The organism is Burkholderia sp. Ap-955, from assembly GCF_011753045.1.
In the GTDB taxonomy this organism is placed as follows: domain Bacteria; phylum Pseudomonadota; class Gammaproteobacteria; order Burkholderiales; family Burkholderiaceae; genus Burkholderia; species Burkholderia lata_D.
Map to the genome: position 1 here is coordinate 20,590 of NZ_VWWH01000060.1, position 25,643 is coordinate 46,232.

Annotated in this window: 28 protein-coding genes; 19 read left to right on the forward strand and 9 right to left on the reverse strand. The window is 68.3% G+C overall.

Going from position 1 to position 25,643, the window contains the following annotated elements; translation table 11 throughout:
• Positions 1–67 precede the first annotated feature (67 nt).
• Positions 68–1,051 carry a LysR family transcriptional regulator gene (locus tag F3J15_RS25800; protein WP_166894846.1) on the forward strand — a complete coding sequence of 328 codons (984 nt, stop codon included), beginning with the start codon at positions 68–70 and terminating at the stop codon, positions 1,049–1,051.
• 46 nt (positions 1,052–1,097) lie between these two features.
• Here F3J15_RS25800 and F3J15_RS25805 read toward each other — a convergent pair whose 3' ends face one another.
• Together F3J15_RS25805 and F3J15_RS25810 are read right to left on the reverse strand one after the other, a co-directional pair.
• Positions 1,098–1,736 (reverse strand): 2-hydroxychromene-2-carboxylate isomerase, encoded by a 639-nt coding sequence (locus tag F3J15_RS25805; protein ID WP_069252662.1) that lies wholly within the window; start codon positions 1,734–1,736, stop codon positions 1,098–1,100.
• 138 nt (positions 1,737–1,874) lie between these two features.
• A complete protein-coding gene (locus F3J15_RS25810; RefSeq protein WP_166894848.1) occupies positions 1,875–2,696 on the reverse strand; it encodes an IclR family transcriptional regulator in 822 nt (273 codons plus the stop codon).
• Positions 2,697–2,867: 171 nt separating this feature from the next.
• Here F3J15_RS25810 and F3J15_RS25815 point away from each other — a divergent pair, with 171 nt between their 5' ends.
• The 4 genes from F3J15_RS25815 to F3J15_RS25830 all read left to right on the forward strand — a co-directional run bounded on the left by F3J15_RS25815 (position 2,868) and on the right by F3J15_RS25830 (position 7,653).
• Entirely contained in the window at positions 2,868–3,854 is a 987-nt protein-coding gene (locus F3J15_RS25815; RefSeq protein ID WP_166894850.1) for a hydroxymethylglutaryl-CoA lyase, read from the forward strand.
• On the forward strand, positions 3,851–5,131 hold the full coding sequence (locus F3J15_RS25820) for a CaiB/BaiF CoA-transferase family protein (protein ID WP_166894852.1): 1,281 nt from the start codon (positions 3,851–3,853) through the stop codon (positions 5,129–5,131). The genes F3J15_RS25815 and F3J15_RS25820 overlap by 4 nt, the downstream gene beginning before the upstream one ends.
• 82 nt (positions 5,132–5,213) lie before the next feature.
• Complete coding sequence (locus F3J15_RS25825; protein ID WP_166894854.1) at positions 5,214–6,521, forward strand: MFS transporter; 1,308 nt, start codon at positions 5,214–5,216, stop codon at positions 6,519–6,521.
• 1 nt (position 6,522) lies between these two features.
• Positions 6,523–7,653, forward strand: coding sequence for an amidohydrolase family protein (locus tag F3J15_RS25830; protein ID WP_166894857.1), 1,131 nt, complete (start codon positions 6,523–6,525; stop codon positions 7,651–7,653).
• A gap of 28 nt (positions 7,654–7,681) precedes the next feature.
• On the opposite strand, the gene F3J15_RS25835 is transcribed toward F3J15_RS25830, so the two are convergent.
• From F3J15_RS25835 to F3J15_RS25845, 3 genes are all read right to left on the reverse strand, one after another.
• Positions 7,682–8,158: an SRPBCC family protein gene (locus tag F3J15_RS25835; protein ID WP_166894859.1), complete on the reverse strand. Its 477-nt coding sequence runs from the start codon at positions 8,156–8,158 to the stop codon at positions 7,682–7,684.
• A gap of 124 nt (positions 8,159–8,282) precedes the next feature.
• Entirely contained in the window at positions 8,283–8,768 is a 486-nt protein-coding gene (locus F3J15_RS25840) for an SRPBCC family protein (protein ID WP_166894861.1), read from the reverse strand.
• Complete coding sequence (locus F3J15_RS25845; RefSeq protein WP_166894863.1) at positions 8,740–9,105, reverse strand: metalloregulator ArsR/SmtB family transcription factor; 366 nt, start codon at positions 9,103–9,105, stop codon at positions 8,740–8,742. The genes F3J15_RS25840 and F3J15_RS25845 overlap by 29 nt, the downstream gene beginning before the upstream one ends.
• 204 nt (positions 9,106–9,309) lie before the next feature.
• Between F3J15_RS25845 and F3J15_RS25850 the strand changes: the two genes are divergently transcribed.
• The 3 genes from F3J15_RS25850 to F3J15_RS25860 all read left to right on the forward strand — a co-directional run bounded on the left by F3J15_RS25850 (position 9,310) and on the right by F3J15_RS25860 (position 11,519).
• Positions 9,310–9,840 (forward strand): GNAT family N-acetyltransferase, encoded by a 531-nt coding sequence (locus tag F3J15_RS25850; RefSeq protein WP_166894865.1) that lies wholly within the window; start codon positions 9,310–9,312, stop codon positions 9,838–9,840.
• An 11-nt stretch (positions 9,841–9,851) separates the two neighbouring features.
• Positions 9,852–10,637, forward strand: a complete 786-nt coding sequence (locus tag F3J15_RS25855; RefSeq protein WP_166894867.1) for a YhfC family glutamic-type intramembrane protease — start codon at positions 9,852–9,854, stop codon at positions 10,635–10,637.
• Between the two features lie 303 nt (positions 10,638–10,940).
• Positions 10,941–11,519, forward strand: a complete 579-nt coding sequence (locus F3J15_RS25860; protein ID WP_069252651.1) for a hypothetical protein — start codon at positions 10,941–10,943, stop codon at positions 11,517–11,519.
• Between the two features lie 84 nt (positions 11,520–11,603).
• On the opposite strand, the gene F3J15_RS25865 is transcribed toward F3J15_RS25860, so the two are convergent.
• Entirely contained in the window at positions 11,604–12,188 is a 585-nt protein-coding gene (locus F3J15_RS25865) for a TetR/AcrR family transcriptional regulator (protein ID WP_166894869.1), read from the reverse strand.
• Between the two features lie 341 nt (positions 12,189–12,529).
• Here F3J15_RS25865 and F3J15_RS25870 point away from each other — a divergent pair, with 341 nt between their 5' ends.
• A complete protein-coding gene (locus F3J15_RS25870; protein ID WP_047851292.1) occupies positions 12,530–13,234 on the forward strand; it encodes an SDR family oxidoreductase in 705 nt (234 codons plus the stop codon).
• A 65-nt stretch (positions 13,235–13,299) separates the two neighbouring features.
• On the opposite strand, the gene fabV is transcribed toward F3J15_RS25870, so the two are convergent.
• Positions 13,300–14,502, reverse strand: coding sequence for an enoyl-ACP reductase FabV (gene fabV, locus F3J15_RS25875; RefSeq protein WP_069252649.1), 1,203 nt, complete (start codon positions 14,500–14,502; stop codon positions 13,300–13,302).
• Positions 14,503–14,662: 160 nt separating this feature from the next.
• On the opposite strand from fabV, the gene F3J15_RS25880 reads away from it, so the two are divergent.
• The 6 genes from F3J15_RS25880 to F3J15_RS25905 all read left to right on the forward strand — a co-directional run bounded on the left by F3J15_RS25880 (position 14,663) and on the right by F3J15_RS25905 (position 20,224).
• A complete protein-coding gene (locus F3J15_RS25880; protein WP_006480371.1) occupies positions 14,663–15,196 on the forward strand; it encodes a MarR family transcriptional regulator in 534 nt (177 codons plus the stop codon).
• A gap of 88 nt (positions 15,197–15,284) precedes the next feature.
• Positions 15,285–16,592, forward strand: a complete 1,308-nt coding sequence (locus F3J15_RS25885; RefSeq protein WP_166894871.1) for an SDR family oxidoreductase — start codon at positions 15,285–15,287, stop codon at positions 16,590–16,592.
• Entirely contained in the window at positions 16,589–17,059 is a 471-nt protein-coding gene (locus F3J15_RS25890) for a DUF2269 domain-containing protein (protein WP_166894873.1), read from the forward strand. Before F3J15_RS25885 ends, F3J15_RS25890 begins: the two co-directional genes overlap by 4 nt.
• A gap of 100 nt (positions 17,060–17,159) precedes the next feature.
• Positions 17,160–18,032, forward strand: coding sequence for a DUF393 domain-containing protein (locus tag F3J15_RS25895; RefSeq protein ID WP_166894875.1), 873 nt, complete (start codon positions 17,160–17,162; stop codon positions 18,030–18,032).
• Positions 18,029–19,528: a TIGR01777 family oxidoreductase gene (locus F3J15_RS25900; RefSeq protein ID WP_166894877.1), complete on the forward strand. Its 1,500-nt coding sequence runs from the start codon at positions 18,029–18,031 to the stop codon at positions 19,526–19,528. Before F3J15_RS25895 ends, F3J15_RS25900 begins: the two co-directional genes overlap by 4 nt.
• A 72-nt stretch (positions 19,529–19,600) precedes the next feature.
• Positions 19,601–20,224, forward strand: coding sequence for a glutathione S-transferase (locus F3J15_RS25905; RefSeq protein ID WP_069252645.1), 624 nt, complete (start codon positions 19,601–19,603; stop codon positions 20,222–20,224).
• A gap of 89 nt (positions 20,225–20,313) precedes the next feature.
• On the opposite strand, the gene F3J15_RS25910 is transcribed toward F3J15_RS25905, so the two are convergent.
• Together F3J15_RS25910 and F3J15_RS25915 are read right to left on the reverse strand one after the other, a co-directional pair.
• Positions 20,314–21,714 (reverse strand): serine hydrolase, encoded by a 1,401-nt coding sequence (locus tag F3J15_RS25910; RefSeq protein ID WP_166894879.1) that lies wholly within the window; start codon positions 21,712–21,714, stop codon positions 20,314–20,316.
• A 192-nt stretch (positions 21,715–21,906) separates the two neighbouring features.
• Positions 21,907–23,082, reverse strand: coding sequence for a hypothetical protein (locus F3J15_RS25915; protein ID WP_205190975.1), 1,176 nt, complete (start codon positions 23,080–23,082; stop codon positions 21,907–21,909).
• Between the two features lie 295 nt (positions 23,083–23,377).
• Here F3J15_RS25915 and F3J15_RS25920 point away from each other — a divergent pair, with 295 nt between their 5' ends.
• The 4 genes from F3J15_RS25920 to F3J15_RS25935 all read left to right on the forward strand — a co-directional run.
• A complete protein-coding gene (locus tag F3J15_RS25920; RefSeq protein WP_043181059.1) occupies positions 23,378–23,797 on the forward strand; it encodes an HIT domain-containing protein in 420 nt (139 codons plus the stop codon).
• Positions 23,798–24,052: 255 nt separating this feature from the next.
• Positions 24,053–24,217 carry a hypothetical protein gene (locus tag F3J15_RS25925; RefSeq protein WP_011353821.1) on the forward strand — a complete coding sequence of 55 codons (165 nt, stop codon included), beginning with the start codon at positions 24,053–24,055 and terminating at the stop codon, positions 24,215–24,217.
• Between the two features lie 162 nt (positions 24,218–24,379).
• Complete coding sequence (locus tag F3J15_RS25930; protein WP_166894881.1) at positions 24,380–25,039, forward strand: isoprenylcysteine carboxylmethyltransferase family protein; 660 nt, start codon at positions 24,380–24,382, stop codon at positions 25,037–25,039.
• Positions 25,040–25,417: 378 nt separating this feature from the next.
• The coding region (locus F3J15_RS25935) for a glycine zipper domain-containing protein (protein ID WP_345891965.1) at positions 25,418–25,643 on the forward strand (226 nt) is incomplete at its 3' end.

The following is a 25,643-nucleotide window of genomic DNA, read 5'->3' on the forward strand; positions in this document are numbered from 1 at the left end:
CGAGTGTGGCGGGATGCGGCCGGCCACGGTAGTGCCGTCCTGCGCAGATTTGTTATACGCTCCATGCATGACCGAAAAATCTCCCTTCTCTCCCGCTGCAGGCGGGTCTCCGCGCATTCAGGCCGTGCCGGTGGACGGCGCCGGCTATCGTTTCGAGCTGATGGAAACCTTCGTGCGCATAGTCGAAGCCGGCAGCCTGTCGGCCGCGGCCGCGCAACTGCATACGACGCAGCCGACGATCAGCCGGCGGCTGCAGGCGCTCGAACGCTCGCTCGGCATGCGGCTGCTGCAGCGAACCACGCACACGATGCGGTTGACCGTCGACGGCGAGCGCTGCTTCAAGCGCGCGAAGGAACTGCTGGCGAACTGGGCGGCGTTCGAAGCCGATCTGCGCGGCGCGCAGGAGGAGCCGGACGGGCTGTTGCGGGTCGCGGTGCCGCACGCGTTCGGGCAGGAGCGTTTCGTCGAGCCGCTCGCGCGGTTCCTGCGCGACTATCCGCGCGTGTCGGTCGAGTGGTTGCTGCAGGACGAGGTGCGGGATTTCGTCGGCAGCGGCATCGATTGCGCGATCCAGGTGGGTGAGCCGACCGATCCGGCCGTGGTCGCGATCCGGCTCTCGAAGGTGCCGCGCTTCGTGGTCGCCGCGCCGTCCGTGCTGAACGGCGCCGACGTGCCGGCCGACCCCGATGCGCTGGCCGAGTTGCCGTGGCTCGCGCTGCGCACGTACTACCGCACGGAGCTGGCGCTCACGCATTCGGTCACGGGCGAGACGCGGCGCATCGCGATTCGCCCGCGCATCACGACCGCGAACCTGTACGCGCTGCGCAGTGCGGCGCTGCTGGGGGTGGGTGCGTGCGTCGGCTCGTCATGGATGCTGGCCGACGACCTCGCGCGCGGCGAGCTGGTGCACCTCGCGCCCGAGTGGCAGGCCGCGCCGCTGCCCGTCTACCTGACCTACCCGCATGCGCAGTTCTATCCGTCGCGGCTCGTGCGGTTCGCCGCGATGATGCGCGAGGCCGTGCCGGGGCTCGTCGAAGGGCGCGATACCTGACCTCCGACGCGGGATGTGCCGCGAGCGCCGGGCGGCTACGGTGTCGTCAGCCGCGCCGGATCCCTTCGGGCAGCGCGCTGATGCGGCGCACCTCGGGCGAATCGAGCCATGCGCGCGACGTCGCGCAGTCGGCGAACATGTCGGTCGCATCCTCGCCCCAGAACAGGTCGCCGTCGAGTGCGAAGGTCGGCACGCCGAATACGCCGTGCGCGATCGCATCGTCGGTGTTCGCACGCAGCGCGTCCTTCACCGGCTGGGCGTCGACGGCCGTCACGCCTTCCGGAAAACCGACCGCTTCGCACAGCGCGGCGAAGCCTTCCGGCGTCGACACGTCGTTGCCGTCGCGCCAGATATGCCGAAAGATTCGTTGAATCGCGTCGAGTGAATTGCCCATCGCGATCGCGAGACGCAGCGGCTTGATCGGATTGAACGGGTGCGCGGGCGGCATCCGGAACGGAATGCCGAGCTTGTCCGCGCGATATTGCGCGTGGCGATAGGTGAAGACGCGTTTCGCCGCGATCTCGGCTGGCGCTTTCTGGCCCCAGTGCGTGAGTAGTGCGCCGAGCACGATGGGCTTCGGCTCGAACGCGGCGGCGGCCGGCAACCGGTCGAATTGCTCCTGCTGCAGGTAGGCGAACGGCGAAACGAAATCGAAATACCAGGTGGCGGTGCGCGCGGCGTTCATGGTGGCAGCCCTCAAGCGTGTCCGGTTGGCGGGGGCTCGCGCGGCACGCCCGCAGGCGGCGCGCGATGCATGCATCGGCGGCCAGTGTCGCACGCGGCCGCCTTTTGCGGTGTTGCGTGGCCAGGCGCTCGCCGCCGGTTACGACGCCGCGTCGTCGTGGTCGGCTGGCGATGCGAGCCGCGCGAGGCTGTCGCGCACGGCCGCCGCGTCGTAGCGTGCGCCTGAGCCGCCGAGCGCCACGGTCGCGTTCTGCGCGAGCGGCAACAGCATCGCGAGCGCCGCCGCCATGGCCGGTGCGTCGGCGAGCCGCGATTTCGGGCCCGATACGGTCAGCGCGCCGACACACTCGCCGGCTGCGCCGAACACGGGCGCGGATGCCGACGCCGTCTCGGGGTCGCGCTCGCCGTACGACGCGGCCCACAGCTGTTCGCGCACGTCGTTCCATTGCGCATCCTGCGTGTCGGTGAACGCCAGCAGCACCTTCCCGGACGCGCCCTGGCGCACCGGAAACTCTTCGCCGACACGAATCGACACGCGCACCGCACGGGCGGGCTCGACCCGGTACAGCACCGAGCGCATGTCGCCCTGGCGCACGTAGAACGACGCCGTTTCACCGAGTTCGCGGCTCAGCGTCTCGAGCAGCGGCTCGACCACCGGGCCGACCCGGAACGAACGCTGATACAGCGCGGCGAGCCGCAGCGGCTCGTGTCCGATCGCGTACTGGCCGTCGTCGAGCTTGCGCATGAAGCCGCCATGTTCGAGCGCCGTGAGCAGGCGCAGGATCGTGCTCTTGTACAGCCCGGTGCGGCGCGACAGCTCCGCGAGCGACAGCCGGTCGTCGGTCTGCCCGAACGCACGGAGGATCGCGAACGCGCGATCGAGAACGGCGACGCCGCTGGACGCTTCTTCGACCGGCGAATCGGGCTCGCCGCCGGCGTGATCGGTGTGAGTCTTGGGCACTGCCTGCTTCCTCCCGAGGATGATCGATCGACTATATCGTTCTGTCTGGCAGAACTCAAGTTCCAAAAAGCGCAATTTCCCGGGTATACCCCGCTTACAGTCCATTTGGTGCGCGCATAGAGTTCTATCAAGCAGAACGATGTTCTTTCAGATAGAACAATGGAGTGTCAAATGAGCGTTTCCGAATATCCGAAGGTGCTGGTCAGCGAGGTCGGGCCGCGCGACGGCCTGCAGAGCATCCAGGCCGTGATGCCGACGGCCGGCAAGCTGCGCTGGATCACCGCGCTGGCCGCGGCCGGCCTGCGCGAAATCGAGGTCGGGTCGTTCGTGCCGGCCAGGCTGCTGCCGCAGATGGCCGATGTGCGCGAAGTCGTCGCGCATGCGCTGGCGATTCCCGGGCTGCACGTCGCCGCGCTCGCGCCGAACCTGCGCGGCGCCGAGGGCGCATTCGAGGCCGGCGTGCACAAGCTGACGCTGCCGGTCTCGGTGACGGAAGCGCATTCGCTGGCGAACATCCGCAAGACGCCCGCGCAGATGATCGACGAGGTGCGTGCGATCGTCGCGTTGCGCGACGCACGGTTTCCGTCGGTGCAGATCGAGGCGGGCGTGTCGGTCGCGTTCGGCTGCACGATCGCGGGCGCCGTCAGCGACGACGAGACGATCGCGATGGCAGTGGCGATGGCCGAATGCGGCGTCGACGAGATCGGGCTGTCCGATACGAGCGGCTATGCGAATCCGGCGCAGGTGCGCCGGCTGTTCGCGCGCCTGCAGCGCGAAGTCGGCGACAAGGCCGGTGGCGCGCATTTCCACAACACACGCGGGCAGGGGCTCGCGAACGTCGTCGCGGCGCTCGACGCGGGCGTGACGACGATCGACGCGAGCCAGGGCGGCCTCGGCGGTTGTCCGTATGCGCCGGGCGCGACCGGCAACATCGTCACCGAGGATCTCGTGTTCCTGCTCGAGTCGATGGGATTCGACACGGGTATCGACGTCGACGCGCTGCTCGCCGCGCGCGCGATCCTGCGCGCGGCGCTGCCGGCCGAGGCGTTGTACGGCCATGTGCCGGACGCCGGGTTGCCGAAGGGCTTTCGTTACGCGGACGGCCGCTCTCCGACCGCGGTGCAACCGGAAGGATGCCTGACGGGAGTCGCGCAATGAACGACCATCAACCGGCTTCGGCGCTGCCGTACGCAGGCACGCGCGTGATCGAGATGACGCACATGGTGATGGGCCCGACCTGCGGGATGCTGCTCGCGGATCTCGGCGCGGAGGTCATCAAGATCGAACCGATCGCGGGCGACAGCACGCGCGCGCTGCGCGGTTCCGGCGCGGGCTTCTTCGGCATGTTCAACCGCAACAAGAGGAGCCTTGCCGTCGACGTGAAGGATCCGCGCGGGCTGGAGATCGTGCTGCGGCTCGTCGCGACGGCGGACGTCTTCAGCGAGAACTTCAAGAGCGGCACGATGGACCGGATCGGCCTCGGCTATCCGGCGCTGCATTCGCTGAATCCGCGCCTCGTGTACGTGTCGCACAAGGGCTTCCTGCCGGGGCCGTACGAGCATCGCACCGCGCTCGACGAGGTCGTGCAGATGATGGGCGGCCTCGCGTACATGACGGGCCCGGAAGGGCGGCCGCTGCGCGCGGGCGCGAGCGTGAACGACATCATGGGCGGCATGTTCGGCGCGATCGGCGCGATGGCCGCGCTCGCGCAGCGCGAACGCACCGGCCGCGGCCAGCAGGTGCAGAGCTCGCTGTTCGAGAACAACGTGTTCCTCGTCGCGCAGCACATGATGCAGTTCGCGGTGACCGGGCAGGCCGCATCGCCGATGCCGAGCCGGATTTCCGCGTGGGCCGTCTACGACGTGTTTTCAGTGAAGGATGACGAACAGGTCTTTCTCGCGGTCGTATCGGACACGCAGTGGGCGCTGTTCTGCGACGCATTCGGCCTGGCTGCGCTGAAGGACGATCCGCGCCTCGCGACCAACAACCTGCGCGTGCAGGCGCGCGAGTGGCTGCTGCCCGAATTGCGCGCGCGGCTCGCGCCGCATTCGGCCGCGGAGATCGGCGCGATCTTCGAATCGAACGGCCTGCCGTACGCGCCGATCACGAAACCGCAGGACCTGTTCGACGACCCGCACCTGCTCGCCACGGGCGGCCTCGAGGCCGTGACGCTGCCGGCCGACGCGAGCAGCGCCGGGCGGCCGGTCGACACGCGCACCGCGCTGTTGCCGCTGACGCTTGCCGGCGAACGCCTGCGGCTGCGGACGGCACCGCCCGCACTCGGCCAGGACACGCGCGCGCTGCTCGGCGAGCTCGGCTATACGCCGGACGACGCGCGTGCGCTGATCGAAGCCGGTGTCGTCGCGGGGCAGCATGGCGCAGACGATGCTGCGCCAGGCAGCGCGCCGTCACCGAACGAACTGGCGAGCGCGTAGCGCGGCCGAGATCCACCGAACGAACAAAGGCGTCCCGGCCGTGCCACGCACGGGCGCGGCCGCCCCATCCACGGAGACAACCATGACATCCGCTTCCCCGGCACTGGCCGACGATCGCGACACCGACGCGTCGATCGAGCAACGGGCCGTGCGCAAGGCCGCGTGGCGCTTCATTCCGCTGCTCGCGCTCGCGTACTTCTTCAACTACCTGGACCGCACGAGCGTCGGGTTCGCGGCGCTCACGATGAACCGCGATCTCGGGCTGACCGCGACGCAGTTCGGCTGGGGCGCGGGGATCATGTTCGCCGGCTACTGCGTGTTCGAGGTGCCGAGCAATCTCGCGCTGTACCGCTTCGGCGCGCGGCGCTGGCTCGCCCGCATCATGATCACGTGGGGGCTGATGGCGGCTGCGACCGCGCTGGCGACCGGGCCGACCAGCTTCTATGCGATCCGGTTGCTGCTCGGCATCGGCGAAGCCGGATTCTTTCCGGGCGTGATCTTCTTCCTCGCCGTGTGGTTTCCGGCGAGCTACCGCACGCGCGTGCTGGCGTGGTTCACCGTGTCGACGCCGCTGTCGTCGCTGATCGGCGGTCCGTTGTCGACATGGCTGCTGCAGCTCGACGGTGCGCTCGGGCTTGCCGGATGGAAATGGATGTTCATCGTCGAAGGGCTGCCGGCGTGCGCGCTCGGTTTTCTCGTGCTGAAGCTGCTGTCCGATTCGCCGGCGCATGCCGCGTGGCTGTCCGACGACGAGCGTGCGGCGCTGCAGCGTGCGTTCGAGCGCGACGGCGCGGCCGCCGGCCGCAAGAAGCGCTTCGGCGTCGCGCTGCGCGACGTGCGCGTGTACCTGCTCGCGCTGATCTCGTTCGGCTTCACGATGGGTTCCTACGGGATCGGCATCTGGCTGCCGCAGATGCTGAAGGCGCACGGCATGTCGACGATGCAGACGGGCTGGCTGTCCGCGGTGCCGTACTTCTTCGCGACCATCGCGCTGCTGTGGTGGGCGAAGCGCGTGGACCGGCGCGGCGGCCCGGTCGCGAACCTGGCGATCGGACTGTTCATCGGCGCGGTGGCGCTCGGCGTGTCGACGCACTTCCTGACGCTCGGGCCGGCACTCGTCGGCATCACGCTCGCGCTGATCGGCACGATCGCCGGCCGCACGATCTTCTACACGCTGCCCTCGTGCTTCCTGTCCGGCCAGGCCGCGGCCGGCGGGCTCGCGCTGATCAACTCGATCGGCGCGCTCGGCGGCTTCGCGGGCCCGTATCTCGTCGGCTACCTGAAGGACAGCTTCGGCACCTTTACCGCCGGCATGCTGGGCCTCGCGATCGTGCTGGCGATCACGACGCTGCTCACGCTGTCGCTTTATGCGTTCGACCGGAGCGAATGACATGGATACGACGATGTCGATCAAGCGACGCCGGCTGCTCGGCGCGGCCGCCGCATCGCTCGCGCTGCCCGCGTTCACCGGGACGCGCGCAGCCACCCAGGAAGGAGTTTCCCGCATGACGACGCAAAGCAACTATCTCGCGGTCCGCCCCGACTGGCTCGCGTCGGCGCTCGAACCCGCGCTCGAGCCCGACCTGCCGATCGTCGACGCGCATCATCATTTCTATGAACGGCCGGGCTGGATCTACCTGCTCGACGACTATCTGCGGGATGCGCGCTCGGGCCACAACATCCAGGCGTCCGTCTACATGCAGGCGCAGACGCGCTATCGCGATTCGGGGCCTGCCGAACTGAAACCGGTGGGCGAGACGGCCTACGTCGCGGGCGTGACCGAGCCGCTGCAGCACGGCCCGGTGGCGGTCGCGAAAGGCATCGTCGGCCATGCGGACCTGCGTCTCGGCGAACGCGTGCGCGAGGTGCTCGAAGCGCATCTCGAAGCCGGTCGTGGGCGCTTCCGCGGGGTTCGTCACCTGACGACATGGGACGCCGATCCGACGCTCGCCAATCCGCTGTCGGCGGTGCCGCGCGGGCTGCTGCTCGATCCCGCGTACCGGGCGGGCGTCGCGCAGCTCGCGCCGCTCGGGCTTTCGTATGACGCGTGGCTGTTCTTTCCGCAGTTGCCCGAACTGTTCGAGCTGGCGAAGGCGAACCCCGATACGCGCGTCATCGTCAATCACTGCGGCGGTGTTGTGCGGATCGCCAGTTATGCCGACAGGCGGCCGGAGGTGTTCGAGCGCTGGTCGGCGTCGATGCGCACGCTCGCGCAACTGCCGAACGTGTACGTGAAGGTCGGCGGCCTCGGGATGCGCATCAACGGTTTCGATTTCGAGAAGGGCGAGCGGCCGCCGTCTTCCGCGCAGCTCGCCGACACGTGGAAGCCGTGGATGATGACCTGCATCGACGCGTTCGGCCCCGGGCGTTGCATGTTCGAGAGCAATTTCCCGGTCGACAAGGGCTCGTATTCGTTCGTGAACGGCTGGAATGCGTTCAAGCGGCTGACCGCGCAGGCGAGCCCGGACGAGCGCGACGCGCTGTTCCGCGGCACGGTCACGCACGCTTACCGGCTCGGCTGACGCGCGCCGCGGCGGGCCCGGCCCTTGCTCACCCGGCCTCCACCAGCGCCGCGAGCCGCGCCAGCGCCATCCGCCAGCCGGTCTCGTTGTCGGCGGCCGGGACGCCGGGCGGCACCCCGTCGTGCACGGCGTCCACGCGTGTGCCACCCGCTTCGTCGGACAGCGTGATCGTGATCGTCATTGCGCCGCGCAGCATCGGGTCGTCGGTCTCGAACACGTCGATCTCGACGATCTGCTCGTCCGGCACGAGCGTGACGAAGCGGCCGTGATAGGTATCGGTGCGCGGTGTGGTCTTGCCGGTGCCGGCCGACGGCGCGTCATAGCTCAGCGATACCCGCAGCGCACCGCCTTCGCGGGTGTCGTACGCATGCACGCGGCACGTCATGCCGTCGGGCACCTTCCATTGTTCGACCGCGTGGGGATCGAGGAGCGCGCGGTAGACGCGGCCGCGCGGGGCGTTCAGGTGCCGGCTGACCCGGGTCGAATGCGTGTGCGTGTGCAACATGTTGCCTCCCGCGGAGCGCGCGCGACGGTGCACGCCGGCGGCCGGCGTGTCGTCAGGCTTCCTTCAGGAATCCTAGGCGCGCGCGAGGCGGCATGCAATGACCGCACATGCGGCCGCGGTCGGCTCAGCGCAGCGCGGCCGCGAACGCGTCGAGCTGCGTGATGCAGGTGTTCCAGCCCTCGAAGAAGCCGAGCGCTTCGTGGCGCTCGCGCGTGGCGGCGTCCGGATGCATCACGCGCGCCTCGTAGCGGCTGCCCGCATCGTCGTCGGCCATCGTGATGATCGCGGTGAAGCCCATCCACGGTGTCTGCGGCCGCCAGCCGCCCGTGAGCATCGACGTGAACGCGATGCGCGATTCCGGCACGATGTCGAGGAAGCAGCCGGGGTTGTCGCTGGTGCCGCCATCGGGGCCGCGCATGGTTGTGTGGAAGGCGCCACCAGGCCGCAGGTCGAACGCGCGCACTTCGGTGGTCCACGGTTTCGGGCACCACCATTCCTTCAGCAGTTCGGGGTCGGTCCATGCACGCCACAGCGCGTGGCGCGGCGCACGCAGCGTGCGCGTGATGACGAGATCGTGGGCTTCAACGGGGGCGACGGGGCTTGCTGACATCGTGCTCCTCCTGGTGACGGCGTTCGACGAAATCGACGAGACGATCGGATCGGGCTTCCCACAGCGCGCGCTGCGCGGCGAGCCATGCCTCGGCTTCGGTCAGCCGGCTGCCGACCAGCGTGCAGGTGCGCGAGCGGCCGGCTTTCCGGGTCTGGACGAGACCGCTGCGCTCGAGCACGGCGACGTGCTTCATGAACGACGGCAGCGCCATGTCGAACGGCTCGGCCAGCGCGGAGACGGTCCGTTCGCCGTGGCCGAGCGCGCTGACGATCGCGCAGCGCGTCGGATCGGCGAGAGCGTGGAAAACGTCGCTGATGCCGGGTTGAAAGTTAGCCATGCGGCTAAGTATAGGAGAGGCGAACGGCGATGCAACGGAAATTTTCGTCGCGTAGGATGATGGGGCGGTAACACGCGCCGACCCGGTGCGGCGTTGCCGAGCGCCTGCCGCCGTTGCGCGAGCCGCGACGGACGGCCGGTGTTCCTTCCCATCCGGACGCACGCCGAACCCGCGTGTGCGGCCCAACTGACTACCGGAGTTGGCATGACCGAATCCGTGACCGTCCGCCGCGTCGACGCGGGCGAAGCGAAGCGCTGTGTCGAAGCACTGGCCGACGTGCTGATCGATTGCGTCGAGGGCGGCGCGTCCGTCAGCTTCATGTTGCCGATCGAGCGGCCGACCGCCATCGCGTTCTGGACGAATGTCGCCGACGGCGTCGCGAACGGCGAGCGCATCCTGCTCGTTGCCGAGGACGCGGCCGGCCGGATCGTCGGCACCGTGCAGGTCGTGACCGCGCAGCCCGAGAACCAGCCGCATCGCGCCGATATCTCGAAGATGCTCGTGTCGCGGCGTGCGCGCCGGCAGGGGATTGCCGCTCGGCTGATGGCGGCGGCCGATGCGGCCGCGCGCGACGCGGGCAAGACCGTGCTCGTGCTCGATACCGTGACGGGCGGCGACGCCGAGCGGCTGTACGAGCGGGCCGGCTGGCAGCGTGTCGGTGTCGTGCCGAACTACGCGCTGATGCCCGACGGCACGCTTTGCGCGACGACGTATTTCCACAAGCAACTCGCGTAACGGCATTCGTCATGCATCGCGTCGCCCCGGCGCTCCTGTGTCTCACACTCGCAGCGGGTGTCGTGGCGCTGATCGCGCCGGTGTTGCTCGCGACCGCGTGGCGGCGCCGCACGCAGGTGCCGTTGCGGGTGTTTTCCTACGGCATGCTGACCTTTTTCGTGTTCCAGCCGGTGCTGCGCCTGTCGTGGCAGGTGCCGTCGTTCCACTGGCTCGGGCACGATCCCCGCTGGCACCTGCCGATGCTCGTGTTCGCGGCGCTGACGGCCGGGCTTTTCGAGGAGTGCGGGCGCTGGGTCGCTTTCCGGTATCTGCTGCCGAAGCGACATGATGCGCCGACGGCCGTGATGCTCGGGCTCGGGCACGGCGGACTGGAAGCGATGCTGCTGGTCGGCGTCGGATTCATCGCGCTCGGAACCGGCTACCTGCTCGCGCGAGCGGGCGTCGTGGTGCCTGAAGGTGCGCAGTCGCTGATCGGGTCGCAGTTCTCGGGCATGACACTCGCGTGGCCGTTTCTCGCGCTGTTCGAGCGCGCGAGTGCCATGGCCGCGCATGTGGGGCTGTCGCTGATCGTGCTGCAGACGTTTGTCCGTGGCACGAAGCGCTGGCTCGCGTATGCGATCGCGTTTCATTTCCTGCTCGACCTCGCCGTCGTGCTGCTGACGCGGTACTGGCATGTCGATACCGTGCTGGTCGAGGCGCTCCTGTTCGTGTGCAGTGTCGCGCTTTTGTGGCTGGGTCTGCGCTGGAGCCGCCGGATGACAGGTGCCGGCGAGGCCAGCACGGGGCATGTTGCCTGATTGGCAAGGCTCGTTTCAGCCGTGTGCGGCGGGGTTCGGCCGTCGGATGGCTGGCGCTTCTCTCATCCGCCGCCGGCTGGCGAGGCTCAGGGCCATGCCGGCTATCAGGTCGCAAAAGGTTTGTCTTTCGACGAAACGGCAGATCGCAATGGCAAGCGCCGGAACGTCTCCCTGATCGCGACGAGCGCAGGCTGGCGGTCGGGCGCCGGCCGCGAATCAAGCCAGGCCGCAGACGTCGCCGGTCCGATATATTCACGCAGGAAGACTTCAGCAGAACGAGAACGCCCCGGAACCACCGCCCCGATGAAACGCTCCCATGTCGCTTTTGCCCTCACGGGCCTGCTCGTCGCGCTGCCGATTGCCGCGTATGCGCTCGTCAAGCCGTTGCGCGTCGTCGCGCCCGCGCTGGTCCCCGGTGTGTCGTGTCCGAGCGCCGATATCTGCACGGACGATGCCGCGAAGCTCGGCGACGCGCAGCAGCTCTATCGCGACGGCTATGCGCGCGCGGCGGCGGCCGTCGGTGCATTCCAGGCGGCGCCGCGCGTCGTGTTCTGCTCGACGCGGGCGTGCGCCGATGCGTTCGGCCTCGGCCAGCGCGCGGCGCTGACGCTCGGGAATTTCGGCGTGGTCGTCGCACCGCGCGGCTGGCAGACCTATTTTCTCGCGCACGAGCTGATCCATCACCGGCAGGCCGAAGTGCTCGGCAACCTGGCCGTCGCGACCAGGCCGCGCTGGCTGATCGAAGGGATGGCGTATTCGCTCAGCGACGATCCGCGCCACCCGCTGGCGGAGCCGTTCGAAGCGTGGCGCACGCGTTTTGCCGCCTGGAATGCGGCGCGCGGTGCACAGCCGCTGTGGGATGCCGCACGCGCGGTCGAATAGAGCGGCAAGACGCCGAAACGTCGGCGCGCACGTCGACCCACCCACACACAGCGCAGGCCGACACGTCATGGCGTCATGGCGCGGCTACGCCGGCGCGCCCGGATCGTTGCGCCCGGTGGTGAGTGTCTCCCGCCCGGCGGCGAGGATCTCGTCGGCCAGCGCCGGATCGGTGCCGGCGATCGCGCGCGACAGCACGAGCGCGCCGACCATCTGGCTGAAGACCGCGACCGCATCGCGACGCGTCTGCGCCGGCGTCGCGCCTTCCGTGGCCACCATCCGTTCGAGCCGATCGAGATACGTGGCGAGGCCGCGCGCATAGCACGCCCGCGCTGCATCGGTCAGGCGCGGCGCATCGCCGGCGAAACCGGACAGCGGGCATCCGGCCTCGACGTTGTCGCGATGCGCGGCCGACAGATACAACGCCACCTGCGCGTCGAGACTGCCGGCATTCGGCGAATCCGCGCGGTCCTGCATCGCCTTTTCCATTACCTCGGCGACCAGCGCGTCCTTCGACTTGAAGTGGTTGTAGAAGCCGCCCTGCGTGAAGCCGGCTTCCTTCATCAACTCCGTGAGCCCCACCGCGTCGACGCCGCGCGCGCGGAACAGCCGCTCGGCGGCCGCGACGATCGCGCTCCGGTTCTCGGCAGCCTGCTGTCTTGACACGCCCATCGATCCCTCCCTGATTTTGTCGATCGCGTCGATTGGAAAACACAATGGCGATCACCATTGACATGCCCGAAGGGCGGGAACACAATGCGCTGCAAAGACGATGGTGATCGACATTGACATCGAGTGTAGCCGACTTGGCGGCGGGTGCAAAGCCGCTGCCGGAACACCGGATGGCAATCGGTCGGGGTCTTGGGCGCCGCCGGGTCACGGGCAGCGGGCGGCTCGCCGTCTGTCGGCGGCGGCGCCACGGTTCGGTAAGCAAGGGCAGGCTGGTTTTCCACCGGATCTCACGCGCGCGGCGAGCCGGCGCGCATGCGATTCATCATGCGAAAGGAACGAACATGAAGATCGAAGGTGCAGTGGTGTTCATCACGGGCGCGAACCGCGGGCTTGGGCTCGAGTTCGCGAAGCAGGCGCTCGCGAGAGGGGCGCGCAAGGTCTATGCGGCGGCGCGCGATCCGGCCACCGTGACGCTGCCGGGTGTCGTGCCGGTGAAGCTCGACGTGACCGATCCGGCGGCCGTCGCCGCGGCGGCCGATGCCGCCCGCGACGTCACGCTGCTGATCAACAACGCGGGCATCGCGCGGCTCGGCAGCCTGACGGACGATGGCGCGCCCGACGCGCTGCGCGATCACTTCGAAACCAACGTGTTCGGGATGCTGGCGATGTCGCGCGCGTTCGCGGGCATCCTCGCCGGCCATGGCGGCGGCGCGATCCTGAACATCCTGTCCGTCGCGAGCTGGGTGAACCGGCCGATCCTGTCGGGCTACGGCGTGTCGAAATCGGCTGCGTGGGCGTTGACCAACGGGCTGCGCCATTCGCTGCGCGAGCAGCACACGCAGGTCGTCGGGCTGCATGCCGGTTTCATCGATACCGACCTGACGGCCGGCCTCGACGTGCCGAAGGCGACGCCGGCCGACGTCGTGCGCCAGGCGTACGAAGCGATCGAGGCGGGGGAAGAAGAAGTGTCGACCGACGAATTCACGCGGCAGGTGAAGGCCACGCTGTCGTCGGGCGTTTATCTGGAAGAACCGGCGCCACGTTGACGTCGCCGGTATCTCGAACCTGCCCCCGCGCTGCTCGGGCAGCGTGGGGGGGGCGGGCCGTACCGTCAGACGGTGGTGTCGATGATGCCCGGGATCTTCACGTCCGGGTTCACGTCCGCGTCGTAGTCGACGCCGGCGATCTCGAAGCCGAACAACCGCAGGAAGTCGGTCTTGTAGCCGGTGAAGTCGGTCAGCTCGTACAGGTTCTCGTTCGTCACGTGGTTCCACTGCGCGACGACCTTCGCCTGAACTTGCGGATCGAGTTCCTTGTAGTCCGCGCGCAGGCGGCCTTCTTCGTCGACGTGCGGCGTCGCGCCGTACAGGCTGTCCTTGAACAGGCCGTACACCTGCTCGATGCAGCCTTCGTGCGTGCCGGTTTCCTTCATCGTCTTGAACAGCAGCGACAGGTACAGCGGCATCATCGGGATGGCCGAGCTGGCCTGCGTGACGACCGCCTTCAGCACCGACACGCGCGCGTCGCCGCCGTGCGCGGCCAGCTTGTCGCGGATCGACAGCACTTTCTTGTCGAGATCCTTCTTTGCTTCGCCGATCGAGCCGTTCCAGTAGATGTCGTGCGTGATCTGCTCGCCGAGATACGTGAACGCGGTGGTCTTCGCGCCGTCGGCCAGCACGCCGGCTTCATCGAGCGCGTCGATCCACATCTGCCAGTCCTCGCCGCCCATCACGGCGACGGTGCCGTCGATCTCTTCCTGCGTCGCCGGTTCCAGCGTGACGTCGCGGATCACTTCCTTGTCGGTGTCGAGGCCGCGGAACGTGACCGTCTTGCCGATCGGCTTGAGCGTCGAGCTGATGGTTTCGCCCGTCTTCGGATGCGTGCGGCGCGGTGCCGCGAGGCTGTAGACGACGAGATCGACCTTGCCGAGATCCTGCTTGATGGTGTCGATCGTGACCTGCTTGACCTTGTCGGAGAATGCGTCGCCGTTGATGCTGCGCGCATAGCGCCCCTTTTCGGCGGCGAATTTCTCGAACGCGGCGCTGTTGTACCAGCCGGCCGTGCCCGGCTTCGTCTCGCTGCCGGCACGCTCGAAGAACACGCCGAGCGTGTCCGCGTCCGAGCCGAAGGCGGCCGAGATCCGGGCGGCGAGGCCGTAGCCGGTCGACGCGCCGATCACGAGCACCTTTTTCGGGCCGTTGGCGATCGGGCCGTGCGAAGTCACGTAGTCGATCTGTTCCTTGACGTTGGCTTCGCAGCCGACCGGATGAGTCGTCACGCAGATGAAGCCACGCACGCGCGGTTTGATGATCATGGGAACCTCTAGTCAGAAAGGCTGGGACGGCCTGAATTCGGGAAAATCCCGCGCATTGTAAAGGAAGCGGCCGATCGCGGGCGGGCGCCGCCGGAACCGGGCGGATCGTCCGGTTATTTCTCTCTTGACAGAAATAACTGAAATGCCTAAATTTCACGTCATGGAACTCACACCGATTGCCGAACGATTCATTCTCCACTGGGGCGAAATGGGCTCGCGGTGGGGCGTCAACCGCACCGTCTCGCAGATCCACGCGCTGCTCTATCTGGCCGGCCGGCCGGTCGCGGCCGACGAGATCGCCGAGACGCTCAACGTGGCACGCTCCAACGTCAGCACGAGCCTGAAGGAGCTTCAGGCGTGGCGGTTGGCGAAAGTCGTGCACGTGCTGGGCGACCGCCGCGACCACTTCGAGACGTCGACCGACATCTGGGAACTGTTCAAGCTGATCGTCGAAGGGCGGCGGCAGCGCGAGATCGAGCCGACGCTCACGGTGCTGCGCGACTGCCTGACGAATCCCGAGATCGCGAACGAGAGCCGCGAGACCGAGCAGCGCATCCGCGACACGCTGCAGTTCGTCGAGACGCTCACGACCTGGTCGGACGAGATGCTGCGGCTCAAGCCCGATACGCTGATGAAGGCGCTCGGCATCGGTGCGAAGATCAGCCAGACGGTCAGGCGCAAGCCGTCGAAGTAAGCAGGACACGCAGTGCGGGCAGCCAGCCCGCTTTTTTTGGAGTGGTTATTTCTGTCTTTACAGAAATAACTGTAAATAAAGGATGAAAATGAACACCGTCTTGCCGTCGACCCGCCCGCATGGCCGCACCGGGGCGCGCAGCATGACCGTTCTCGTGTGCGGTGCGAACGGCTTCATCGGGCGGGCATTGTGCGCGCAGCTCGAAGCCGGCGGCCATCGCGTGCTGCGCGGCGTGCGTCAGGCGGGCGGCCCGTCCGACGTCGCGATCGACTTCGCGAAGGACGTCGACCCGGACGCGTGGCTCGCGCGGCTGGAAGGCGTCGACGTGGTGATCAATGCGGTCGGCATCCTTGCCGATCAGCACGGCGCGACGCTCGACGTCGTACATCGCGCCGCGCCGTGCGCGCTCTTCACCGCGTGCTGCCGCGCCGGCGTGCGGCGCGTGATCCAGATCTCGGCGCTCGGCGTCGAGCGTGGCGATACGCGCTACTTCGCGAGCAAGTCCGCGGCCGACCGTTTCCTGCAGACGCTGCCGATCGACTTCCGGATCGTGCGTCCCGCGCTCGTCTACGGCACGGACGGCGCGTCGGCGCGCTTTTTCCGGATGCTCGCGAGCCTGCCGGTGCAGGTCCTGCCGGCGGGCGGCCATCAGCGGCTGCGTCCCGTGCACGTCGACGATCTCGCCGAAGTCGTCGCGCGGTGCGTCGATGCGCCGGCGGCCGGTTGCCCGGTGATCGACGTGGTCGGCACCGACGAAGTCGAATACCGCGAGATGCTGGCCCGCTACCGCGCCGCGCTGGGGTTTCCGCCGGCCGCTCGCATTGCATTGCCGGGCCCGCTGGCCGGTGTGGCGGCCGCGCTGCTCGGCACGCTGCCGGGCGCGATCTTCACGCGCGACACGTGGACGATGCTGCGTGGCGGGAACACCGGCGATCCGGCCGCTGCCACGGCGATGCTCGGCCGGCCGCCGCGCGGGATCGACGGCTTCATCGGCGCGGACGCCGCCGCGCTGCGTCGCGACGCGCTCGCGATGTGGCGTCGTCCGCTGCTGCTGGGCGCGCTGGCGATCGTGTGGATCTGGACGGCCATCGCCAGCGCGTTCATCCATCCGCTGCATGCGAGCCTCGCGCTACTCGCGCCTGCGCACCTGACGGGGCTGCCCGCGCGGATCGCGCTCTATGCGGCCAGCGCGCTGGACTTCGCGTTCGGCGTCGCGACCGTCGTTGCGCCGTCGCGCCGCCTGTGGGCCGCGCAAGCCGCGCTGATCGTCGCGTATTCGGCGGTCATCGCGGTCACGATGCCGGGCCTGCTTGCCGAACCGTTCGGTCCCGTGCTCAAGAACGTGCCGATTCTCGCGATCCTGTTGATCCTTTTTTCAGAAGAAGAACAATCATGAACACCTATCTCGTCATCAAGGCGCTTCACATCCTGTCCTCGGTGCTGCTGGTCGGCACCGGGTTCGGCACCGCGTTCTACCTGTTCTTCGCGAACCGCACGCGCTCGGTGCCCGCGATCGCGGCCGTGTCGCGGCTCGTGGTGCGCGCGGACTGGTGGTTCACGACGCCGGCCGTGATCTTCCAGCCGGCATCGGGGCTCTGGCTCGCACACACGGCCGGCTGGCCGTGGGATACGCCGTGGCTCGTCGCGTCGATCGTGCTGTATGCGGTCGCCGGCGTGTGCTGGCTGCCGGTCGTGTGGCTGCAGGTCGAACTGGCCGCGATGGCGAAGCTCGCGCATGCGAATGGCGATGCCGCGCTGCCCGAGCGGTACTGGCTTTACGCGAAGCGCTGGGAACTGCTCGGCTATCCGGCGTTCTTCGCGATGCTGACCGTCTACTTCCTGATGGTGCTCAAGCCGATGTAAGTGCGTTGCCGCCGCTGCGCAGAAGCGGCGGTGCGGCACAGCGGAGAGCAGTCGATCGATTCATGAAGCATGCGACGGGTAATAAGAAGGAATGCGAATCATGGAATCAAGTGAACTGGTGCTGTACTTCGACGGACGATGTCCGTTATGCGTGGCGGAGATCAAGCGTCTCGGCGCCCGCGATACGCGACACCGGCTGGCCTTCGTCGATATCGCCGAGCCGGGTTTCGATCCCGCGCCGCTGGGCGTCGACTTGCCTGCGCTGAATCGCGAGCTGCACGCGCGCCTGCCTGACGGACGCATGCTGACCGGCGTGGACAGCATCCTGGCCGCCCATGCGCTGACCGGCCGCCGCTGGCTCGTCCGGCTGCTTCGCGTGCCGGTCGTGCGCCGTGCGCTGGCGCCGCTGTATCGCCGCTTCGCGCGCAACCGGCATGCGGTATCGCGCTGGCTCGGCTATCGCGCCGAAGCGCCGTGTGACGGAGCGGTGTGCGGTAACGGTAGCGGTCGCGCCGCCGAACCGACGGCAGGTCGTCCGGCGGGTGACGCTGCGCGACGCAACGTCGTGACCTGGATGTATGGCGCCGCGATCGCACACCTGCTCGTCGGCATTGCCGTTCCTTGGGTTGCCGGCGCGCCGTGGCTCGATGCGTATCACCGCGTCATCGAACAGCATTTCTGGGCCGGAACGGCACCCGAACCGGCGCGTGCGCAGCAGATCTGGTGGATGTCGCTGATCGGCGCGACGGTGCAATGCGCGTCGGTCTGGATGCTGGCGCTCGTGCATCTCGGCAACAGGTTGCAGAAACGGGAAGTGTGGGGATGGCTGCTGGCCGGCCTGTTGATCTGGGCGCCGCAGGACATGCTGTTTTCATTGCAGGCCCATGTATCGGGCCATGTGGCGATCGACGCGGCGGCACTCGTCGCGATGGTGCCGCCGCTTGTCTGGCTTTGGAGGAAGGACACCGTATGAACACCTTGCCCGCTTTCGACTGGGCGCTCAACCTGCTGATCGTGCAGGGTGCGATGGGCGCATTCGATACGCTTTATCACCACGAACTCACGCAGGATCTGCCGCACAGCCCGGGCGCGCGGCTCGAGCTGGCGATTCACGCGGTGCGTTCCGTGCTTTACGGTCTCGTGTTCGCATCGATCGCGAACGTCGCCTTTCACGGCGCGTGGGTCGCAGCCCTCGCGGCGGTGGTTGTCGTCGAGGTGGTGCTGACGTTGTGGGATTTCGTCATCGAGGACCAGAGCCGCAAGTTGCCGGCGACCGAGCGCGTGCTGCACACGCTGCTGGCCGTCAACGGTGGTGCGCTGTTCGGGATGATCGCGATGCAGCTGGCCGCGTGGGCGCAGGAGCCGACTGCGCTGCAGGCGCTCGATCTCGGCTGGCGCGGCTGGGTGCTGAGCCTCTTTGCCGTTGGCGTGACGGTATCGGGAATTCGCGACGGAATCGCGGCGTGCCGGATCGCGCGACGCGCGCCGGTTGCCAATCCGTTCGCGGGGCAGCCGCCGGGGAATGTGCTCGTCACCGGCGGGACCGGCTTCATCGGCGAAACCCTCGTGAACCAGCTGCTCGATGCGGGGCATGCGGTCACGTTGCTGGCGCGTGATCCGCTGCGCGCGGCGTATCAGTTTCATGGCCGCGTGCGTAGCATCACGTCCGTCGAACAGCTGCAGCCGCACGAGCGTTTCGACACGGTCATCAATCTCGCGGGCGCGCCGGTGCTCGGTGCGCGCTGGAGCAAGCGCCGGCAGGCGGTGCTGCTCGCGAGCCGCGTCGGCGTCACGGAATCGCTGATGCGCTGGGTCGAGACCGCCGAGGTCAAGCCGCGCACGTGGATCCAGGCATCGGCGATCGGTTACTACGGCGTGCGCCCTGGCGACCAGCGGCTCGACGAAGGCAGCAGCGCCGGCACCGGCTTCATGTCCGAGCTGTGCCGGCGGTGGGAGCAATCTGCACAACCGCTCGAGCGTCATGGCGTTCGTTCGGTGGTGCTACGGCTGGGTGTCGTGTTCGGCCCCGGCGGCGCGTTGCGCCCGATGCTGTTGCCGCACTACTTCGGGATGGGCGGGCGCTTCGGCGACGGCACGCAGGTGATGAGCTGGATCCACCGGGACGACGTGCTGCGGATCATCGCGCGTGCGATGGCGAACCCGGGCATGCACGGCGTCTACAACGCGGTCGCGCCCGCGCCGCTGACCCAGCGCGAGTTCGTGCAGGTCGTGTCGAAGGTGCTGCATCGTCCGGCCTGGCTGCACGTGCCGGCCGCGCCGCTGCGCGTCGCGATGGGCGAGATGGCCGAGCTGCTGCTGGACGGGCAGCGCGTGATGCCGGCGCGGCTGCATCAGGACGGATTCATGTTCCGGTTCCCGACGGCCGAGCATGCGCTGCGTGACCTGACGAATCGTCCGCACGCGGATTTTCCGCGGACGGCCTGTCGTTTGCCGCGTAGTCGCGTATAAACTCGGCGTGAACGCGTTCGGGACCTGTCCTGCGTCCCGGGCGCTCCGCATCCGACCTCACAAGGAGACTGCATGCTGCACATCCTCGGCAAGATCCCGTCCATCAACGTCCGCAAGGTGCTGTGGCTGTGCACCGAGCTGAACCTGCCGTTCGAACAGGAAGACTGGGGCGCGGGCTTCCGTACGACCAACGATCCGGCCTATCTCGCGCTGAATCCGAACGGTCTCGTGCCCGTCATCAAGGACGACGATTTCGTGCTCTGGGAATCGAACACGATCATCCGCTACCTCGCGAACCGCTATGGCGGCGACGCGCTGTATCCGGCCGAGCCGCAGGCGCGCGCGCGGGTCGATCAATGGATCGACTGGCAGGGCGCGGACCTGAACCGCTCGTGGGTCGGCGCGTTCCTCGGCCTCGTGCGCAAATCGCCCGATCACCAGGACCCGGCCGGCATCGCGCAGTCGATCGCGGGCTGGACGAAGCACATGCAGGTGCTGAACGCGCAACTCGAGGCGACCGGCGCGTACGTGGCCGGCAACAGTTTCACGCTCGCGGACATTCCGATCGGCCTGTCGGTGAACCGCTGGTTCGGCACGCCGTTCGAGCATCCGGATTTCCCGGCGGCGAAGCGCTATATCGAACGTCTCGCGACGCGCGAAGGCTTCCAGAAATACGCGGGCAGCGCGAACCCGTGATGCCGCGCCGGTAGTGCGCGGTGCGGCGGCGTGGCAATCGCCGTCGCACCCGCGTCATGACCGGCATGCACGGGCCCGCGGGCTCGTTTTCACGCGCCGGGCGCGGGCACCGCGTCGAGCACGCGCGCGAGAAACGCCTCGTGATTCCACGCGGATTCCGGCCGCGACAGCCCGAGTCGCACGACCACCAGTTGCCGGCTCGGCACCACGCTGACGAACTGGCCTTCATGGCCGACCGCATGAAACGCGTCGGCCGGCATCGCGACCGCATGCGGATCGCGATCGTTGAACGGCTCCGGCACCTTGACCCACAGCTGCGCGCCGTACTCCTGGCGCTCCGACTGCGGCGTCGTGCGCGTCAGGTAGCGCACCCAGCCTTCCGGCAACAGCCGCTGCCCGTCCCACACGCCGTCCTGCAACAGCAACTGCCCGAAGCGCGCCCAGTCGCGCGCGCTCGCATACATGTACGACGCACTGACGAGCGTGCCGGACGCATCGGGCTCGAACACCGCGCTGCGCATCCCGAGCGGCGCGAACAGCGCGCGGCGCGGTAACGCAAGGTAGTCGCCGTCGCTGCCGCCCAGTGCGTCGCGCATCACGCGCGCGAGGATCGCGCTCGTGCCGCTCGAGTAGGACCACCGCGTGCCGGGTGTCGCGGCGAGCGGTTTCGCCGACGCGAACCGCGCGGTATCGGGCTGTGCGTACAGCATCAATGCGACGTCGGACAGCGGGTCGTCGTAGTCCTCGTTGAATTGCAAGCCGCTCGTCATTCGCAGCAGCTCGTCGAGCGTGATGGCCGCGCGCGGATCGCCGCTGCCGCGCCATTCGGGCAGCAGCGCCGACGTATCGGGCGACAGCTTGTGCTGCGCGACGAGCGTGCCGACCAGCGCGGCCGTGACGGTCTTCGTCATCGACCAGCCGGGCAGCGGCGTGTCGGCGGTGAAGCCGGGCGCATAGCGTTCGGCGATCACGTGGCCGCGCCACATCACGACGACCGCGCGCGTGCGCCGCGGCCGCGCCGGATCGGGCTCGTCGAACGCGCGGTCGAGCGCGGTCTGCAGCTTCTGCGCGTCGATGCCGGCCGGCGGCGTGGCCGGTGGCGGCTGCGTGGACGGCGGATCGGGGAGGGGCGGCAGCACGGCCGGCAACGCGCCGGGCGACGGCCCGAGCGCGAGCGTGCAGCCGAGCCCGGGCCGGAAGTCGGCTTCGCGTTCGGCGAAGCCGGCGAAGGTCGCCGTCGCGCGATGATGGTCGGGATCGATCGACGGGTGCACCAGTTTCAGCAGCGGATGCACGCCGGCCATGATGTCGACGTCGATCACGGACGCGGCCGGGCGGCCCGACACATACACGCCGGAACACAGCGCCTTCGCCGCATAGCCGGTCGCGATCGGCGCGAGCCGCGACAACATATAGCCCGTGTAGCCGACCGCGGCGACGACGGCGAGCGCGACGCCGCGCAGGATCAGCTTCTTGAAGGGGATCGTCATGCGCGAGCGTCCTCGATTGTCGGCAGGCAGAACATGAACCGGCAGTGTCGCAGGTTCGGGCCGGCGGTGGCAATCGCGGGTGCGTGCGACGCCGGGCGGCGCCGACAGCGCGCAAGGTGCCCGGCGTGTGTGACTCGTGTGTGTCGATCGTTTGGGGCGAACGGGCCGCGTGCGGCCCGTCCAGGCGACGCGTTACTGCGCGTTGTTGTTGTCGGAGCGCAGGGTCCAGACCGTCGCGGTATTCGTGTTGTCGTCGACGGCTGCGAATTCCAGCTGGCCTTTGCTGCCGCGCCCGAACGCCAGGCCGAACGCTGCCCCTGCAACGGTGTCGACCTGCATCTGCGCGACGAAGCGGCCGTCCACCGTGAATTCGACGATCTCGCTCGGCTGCTGAGGGTCGGCGTTGACCGCGTCGCCGTTCGCGGTCACGAGATGGCCGTTCGGTGCGAGCGCCAGCGCGAGCGGGCCGTGCAGGTGCGCCGCGTCGAAGTAGATCATCCGTCCGACGCCCCCGTTGCGATTCGTCGACGCCGCGTTCTGGATCGCGAACACGGCGTTGTCGCCGGTGGAGGCGACGTACAGCACGTCGATGTTCGGGTCGTAAGCGAGGCCGGTCGGACCGACGACGAGTGCACTGGGATCGGTTCGATTCACGTAGCCCGACGCGATGACGCGCGAGCCCGGCAGCATCGTGACGCCATTGTCGCCGATTGCGAGTTCGATGCGCGAGACCGTCCCGTTCAGCACGTTCGACACGAACGCGGTCACGCGCTGGCCGTGATCGATCACGGTCATGTCCCACGGTCCGTCGAGCAGCGCCGCACTGCTGAGTTGCGTGACGAGATTGCCTTGCGGGCCGATGACGAGCAGCGACCCCGGCGGCACGACGGTCTTGCCGTCCGGTGCCGGGACGTTGCCGACCAGCACGAAGCCGCTGCGCAGCACCACGAGCGCGGTCGTCAGGCCGAGATTGCTGCCCTGGAAGAAGGCCGCCGGCGTCTTGCCGGGCGACAGCTTCACGATCGTCGTGCCGGTGCCTTGCGTGTTCGACGCCGAATTGAAGTTGGACACGACGACGTCGCCGGGTTTCAGCGTGCTCCAGCTCGGCACGCCGCGCGGCACGAACGCGATGCCGTACGGATTGACGTCGCCGTTGGCGGGCACGGTCGACGCGGTGAACGATGGAATCGGCAAGATGATGTCGCTGCCGCCGGCCCATGCGAAAGCCGACGACAACGCGACCAGCCCGGCACCGCATGCCGCGCGGCATAGCGAGTGCGCAAGCGTGCGCCGGACGCGCGCGACGACCGGTGGATCAACCGCAAGGACGGGCGCGGCGGGGGAACGACAGGAGGGGAGAGGGTCCATGGCATGACTCCGGTTGATGATCGCGAGCAGTCATCCCGGCTGCCGGCTTGCGCAGCCGACGGGTGTCCGGCGCGGGTTCGCGATCGTGCTGTTGCCGCGTGAACCCACGCTCGAAATAAACGGACGGCGACGGCCGGATATTCCATTCCGTTACCGATGTTGCAGGCGAGCCGGCAGCCATTGTTCGCCGTAAGGGCTATGCGACCTGACAAGTTGAAATCCGACCCACCGTCGACCGATAATCGTCCGGCATCGCTTTCCCACTCTCCCAGTCCAACCGTTATCGGAAAACGCCATGTCCTACGACAACAACAACCCGTTCGCCAAGATCCTGCGCGGCGAACTGCCGTGCGTGAAAGTCGCGGAAGACGACGCGACCCTCGCGATCATGGATCTGATGCCGCAGGCCGACGGCCACGTGCTCGTGATCCCGAAGGAGCCGGCCGCGCAGATCTTCGAGTTGTCCGGCGACGCGGCGGCGGCCGGCATTCGCATGACGCAGCGTGTGGCGGCCGCGGTGCGCGCGGCGCTCGAGCCGGACGGCGTGTTCATCGGCCAGTTCAACGGCGCGGCCGCCGGCCAGACGGTGCCGCATGTGCACTTCCACGTGATCCCGCGCTGGGAAGGCGCCGAGCTGCGGATGCATGCGCGCGAGATTGCCGACGCGGCGACGCTCGAAGCGCTTGCGCAGCGCATTCGCGCGCGTTTCGTGTAACGCGGCGATTGCACGCGGCGACGGCGCGGCATGGCGCACCGGCCAGCCGCCGTGCCAACGCCTGTTTCAGCGGTCATGCGAGGTAACACGTGTAACCGCCGACGAAACTCGGCTCGGCCACCCCGGCGCTAGACTCCGCGCATTGCTTCACCGAGCGACAGGAAGGGCGGATCGCCTCTTCGTGCCGGCCGCCGCCCTTCGCGGCAGCACGGCTTTCGCGAGGTGCCATTCGTCTTTCGCGCCGGGAATCGAGCCATGACCAGACTTCTCATCACGCTTGCCCTGATCGGCGGCCTGTCCGGCTGCTACGTCGCGCCGCCGTACGGCTACGCGCCCGCGCCGGCCTACTACGGCTATGCGCCGGCGTATTACGCGCCGCCCGTCAGCGTCGGGATCGGCGGCAACTTCCGCATCCGCTGATCGGGCCCCGGGCGCAGGTGCTGGCCGCATCGGTCAGGCGCGCCGCGTCCGCCTGACGACTCCAGCGGATTCGCGTCCCGCATAACGACGGTGCGCTGCACGGCGTGCGCGCGCTTCCTATACTTCACAGGAAAGTGCATTCCGCACTCCGGTGAGGCCGCCATGACAGTCACCCGCAAGGTCGCAGTCGCGTCCGCCATCGCCACGCTCGTCTATCTCGGGCTCGCGGTGCTCGGCAGCGGCGGGTTCGTGGCCTTCTTCTCGCATCCACCGCTGACCGTCGTCGTCGTCGCGACGCTCGCGATGGCCGTCGCCGCGCTGTTCACCGAAGGCAACCTGAGCAGCGGCGAGCGCGAGAATCGAGACAACCGCTGGGTGCTCGCGGCGTTCGGCGTGAGCGGATTCCTGCTCGCGTACCTGCCGGCGCTGACCGACCGGCTCGATTTCTGGACGTTCGGCGGCGATGCGGTGCGCTGGATCGGCGTCGTGCTGTACCTCGCGGGCGGCGTGCTGCGTATCTGGCCCGTATTCGTGCTCGGCAAGCGCTTCAGCGGGCTCGTCGCGATCCAGCCGGGCCATACGCTCGTGACCGACGGCATCTACCGCCGCATCCGCAATCCGAGCTATCTTGGCCTGGTCGTCAATTCGGTCGGGTGGGCGCTGGCATTCCGCTCGGGTGTTGGCTTGTTGCTGGTCGTGCTGACGATGGTGCCGCTCGTCGCACGCATCCGCTCCGAGGAGGCGCTGCTGCGTGCGCAATTCGGCGCCGAATACGACGCGTATTGCGCGCGGACCTGGCGTCTGCTGCCCGGCGTGTACTGACCCCCTTCATCTCTTCCCCGCCGCCGTTTCGGGCGCCGCCCACGATTCGTTCCCGATGTGTTGCCACGTGTGTCGCAAACGTGCGACGCCGTACATGGCCGGCCTGTCGTTCCGCCGCGCCGGACCCTCGGCGAAGCCAATACTGGCGCGGGTTTGCGGGCATTTTGGCGCGGCCGCTCGGACGCGCTTATTCGTAAACAACTTGTTACCAGAATGTCCACGGCAAGGATGCGGGACCGATGCTATTCTTCGCCGCAAGCTCAATGAAATGAATTGGTCCGCGGTTCGGCACAATGCCTGACCGGACGTCGATCGATTCAGATCGTCGTACCGAGCGGACCTTCAATAACCAGATTGCGAACAAGGAAGAATACGGGAATGTGGAAGAAAATCGCCCCCGCTCTCGTCGTCGCCGCGTTGACCGGCGCGACTGCACTGCCGGCCATGGCAGGTGACATGAACAACGCGCTTGGCGGCGCGCTCGGCGGGGTAGCCGGCGCAGCGGTCGGCGGTGCGCTCGGCGGCAGCACGGGCTCGGTGATCGGCGGCGCCATCGGCGGCGGCGCGGGTGGCGCGGTGACGTCGAACCGTCGCGAGCGCACCG

Coding starts and splice junctions, on each gene's coding strand:
- F3J15_RS25845 (WP_166894863.1), bottom strand. CDS start 9,105: ATGGCTAACTTTCAACCCGGCATCAGCGACGTTTTCCACGCTCTCGCC.
- F3J15_RS25885 (WP_166894871.1), top strand. CDS start 15,285: ATGAACACCGTCTTGCCGTCGACCCGCCCGCATGGCCGCACCGGGGCG.
- F3J15_RS25855 (WP_166894867.1), top strand. CDS start 9,852: ATGCATCGCGTCGCCCCGGCGCTCCTGTGTCTCACACTCGCAGCGGGT.
- F3J15_RS25865 (WP_166894869.1), bottom strand. CDS start 12,188: ATGGGCGTGTCAAGACAGCAGGCTGCCGAGAACCGGAGCGCGATCGTC.
- F3J15_RS25800 (WP_166894846.1), top strand. CDS start 68: ATGACCGAAAAATCTCCCTTCTCTCCCGCTGCAGGCGGGTCTCCGCGC.
- F3J15_RS25930 (WP_166894881.1), top strand. CDS start 24,380: ATGACAGTCACCCGCAAGGTCGCAGTCGCGTCCGCCATCGCCACGCTC.
- F3J15_RS25925 (WP_011353821.1), top strand. CDS start 24,053: ATGACCAGACTTCTCATCACGCTTGCCCTGATCGGCGGCCTGTCCGGC.
- F3J15_RS25815 (WP_166894850.1), top strand. CDS start 2,868: ATGAGCGTTTCCGAATATCCGAAGGTGCTGGTCAGCGAGGTCGGGCCG.
- F3J15_RS25860 (WP_069252651.1), top strand. CDS start 10,941: ATGAAACGCTCCCATGTCGCTTTTGCCCTCACGGGCCTGCTCGTCGCG.
- F3J15_RS25830 (WP_166894857.1), top strand. CDS start 6,523: ATGGATACGACGATGTCGATCAAGCGACGCCGGCTGCTCGGCGCGGCC.
- F3J15_RS25840 (WP_166894861.1), bottom strand. CDS start 8,768: ATGTCAGCAAGCCCCGTCGCCCCCGTTGAAGCCCACGATCTCGTCATC.
- F3J15_RS25835 (WP_166894859.1), bottom strand. CDS start 8,158: ATGTTGCACACGCACACGCATTCGACCCGGGTCAGCCGGCACCTGAAC.
- F3J15_RS25825 (WP_166894854.1), top strand. CDS start 5,214: ATGACATCCGCTTCCCCGGCACTGGCCGACGATCGCGACACCGACGCG.
- F3J15_RS25895 (WP_166894875.1), top strand. CDS start 17,160: ATGGAATCAAGTGAACTGGTGCTGTACTTCGACGGACGATGTCCGTTA.
- F3J15_RS25850 (WP_166894865.1), top strand. CDS start 9,310: ATGACCGAATCCGTGACCGTCCGCCGCGTCGACGCGGGCGAAGCGAAG.
- F3J15_RS25805 (WP_069252662.1), bottom strand. CDS start 1,736: ATGAACGCCGCGCGCACCGCCACCTGGTATTTCGATTTCGTTTCGCCG.
- F3J15_RS25820 (WP_166894852.1), top strand. CDS start 3,851: ATGAACGACCATCAACCGGCTTCGGCGCTGCCGTACGCAGGCACGCGC.
- F3J15_RS25900 (WP_166894877.1), top strand. CDS start 18,029: ATGAACACCTTGCCCGCTTTCGACTGGGCGCTCAACCTGCTGATCGTG.
- F3J15_RS25915 (WP_205190975.1), bottom strand. CDS start 23,082: ATGGACCCTCTCCCCTCCTGTCGTTCCCCCGCCGCGCCCGTCCTTGCG.
- F3J15_RS25890 (WP_166894873.1), top strand. CDS start 16,589: ATGAACACCTATCTCGTCATCAAGGCGCTTCACATCCTGTCCTCGGTG.
- F3J15_RS25870 (WP_047851292.1), top strand. CDS start 12,530: ATGAAGATCGAAGGTGCAGTGGTGTTCATCACGGGCGCGAACCGCGGG.
- F3J15_RS25905 (WP_069252645.1), top strand. CDS start 19,601: ATGCTGCACATCCTCGGCAAGATCCCGTCCATCAACGTCCGCAAGGTG.
- F3J15_RS25910 (WP_166894879.1), bottom strand. CDS start 21,714: ATGACGATCCCCTTCAAGAAGCTGATCCTGCGCGGCGTCGCGCTCGCC.
- F3J15_RS25920 (WP_043181059.1), top strand. CDS start 23,378: ATGTCCTACGACAACAACAACCCGTTCGCCAAGATCCTGCGCGGCGAA.
- F3J15_RS25880 (WP_006480371.1), top strand. CDS start 14,663: ATGGAACTCACACCGATTGCCGAACGATTCATTCTCCACTGGGGCGAA.
- fabV (WP_069252649.1), bottom strand. CDS start 14,502: ATGATCATCAAACCGCGCGTGCGTGGCTTCATCTGCGTGACGACTCAT.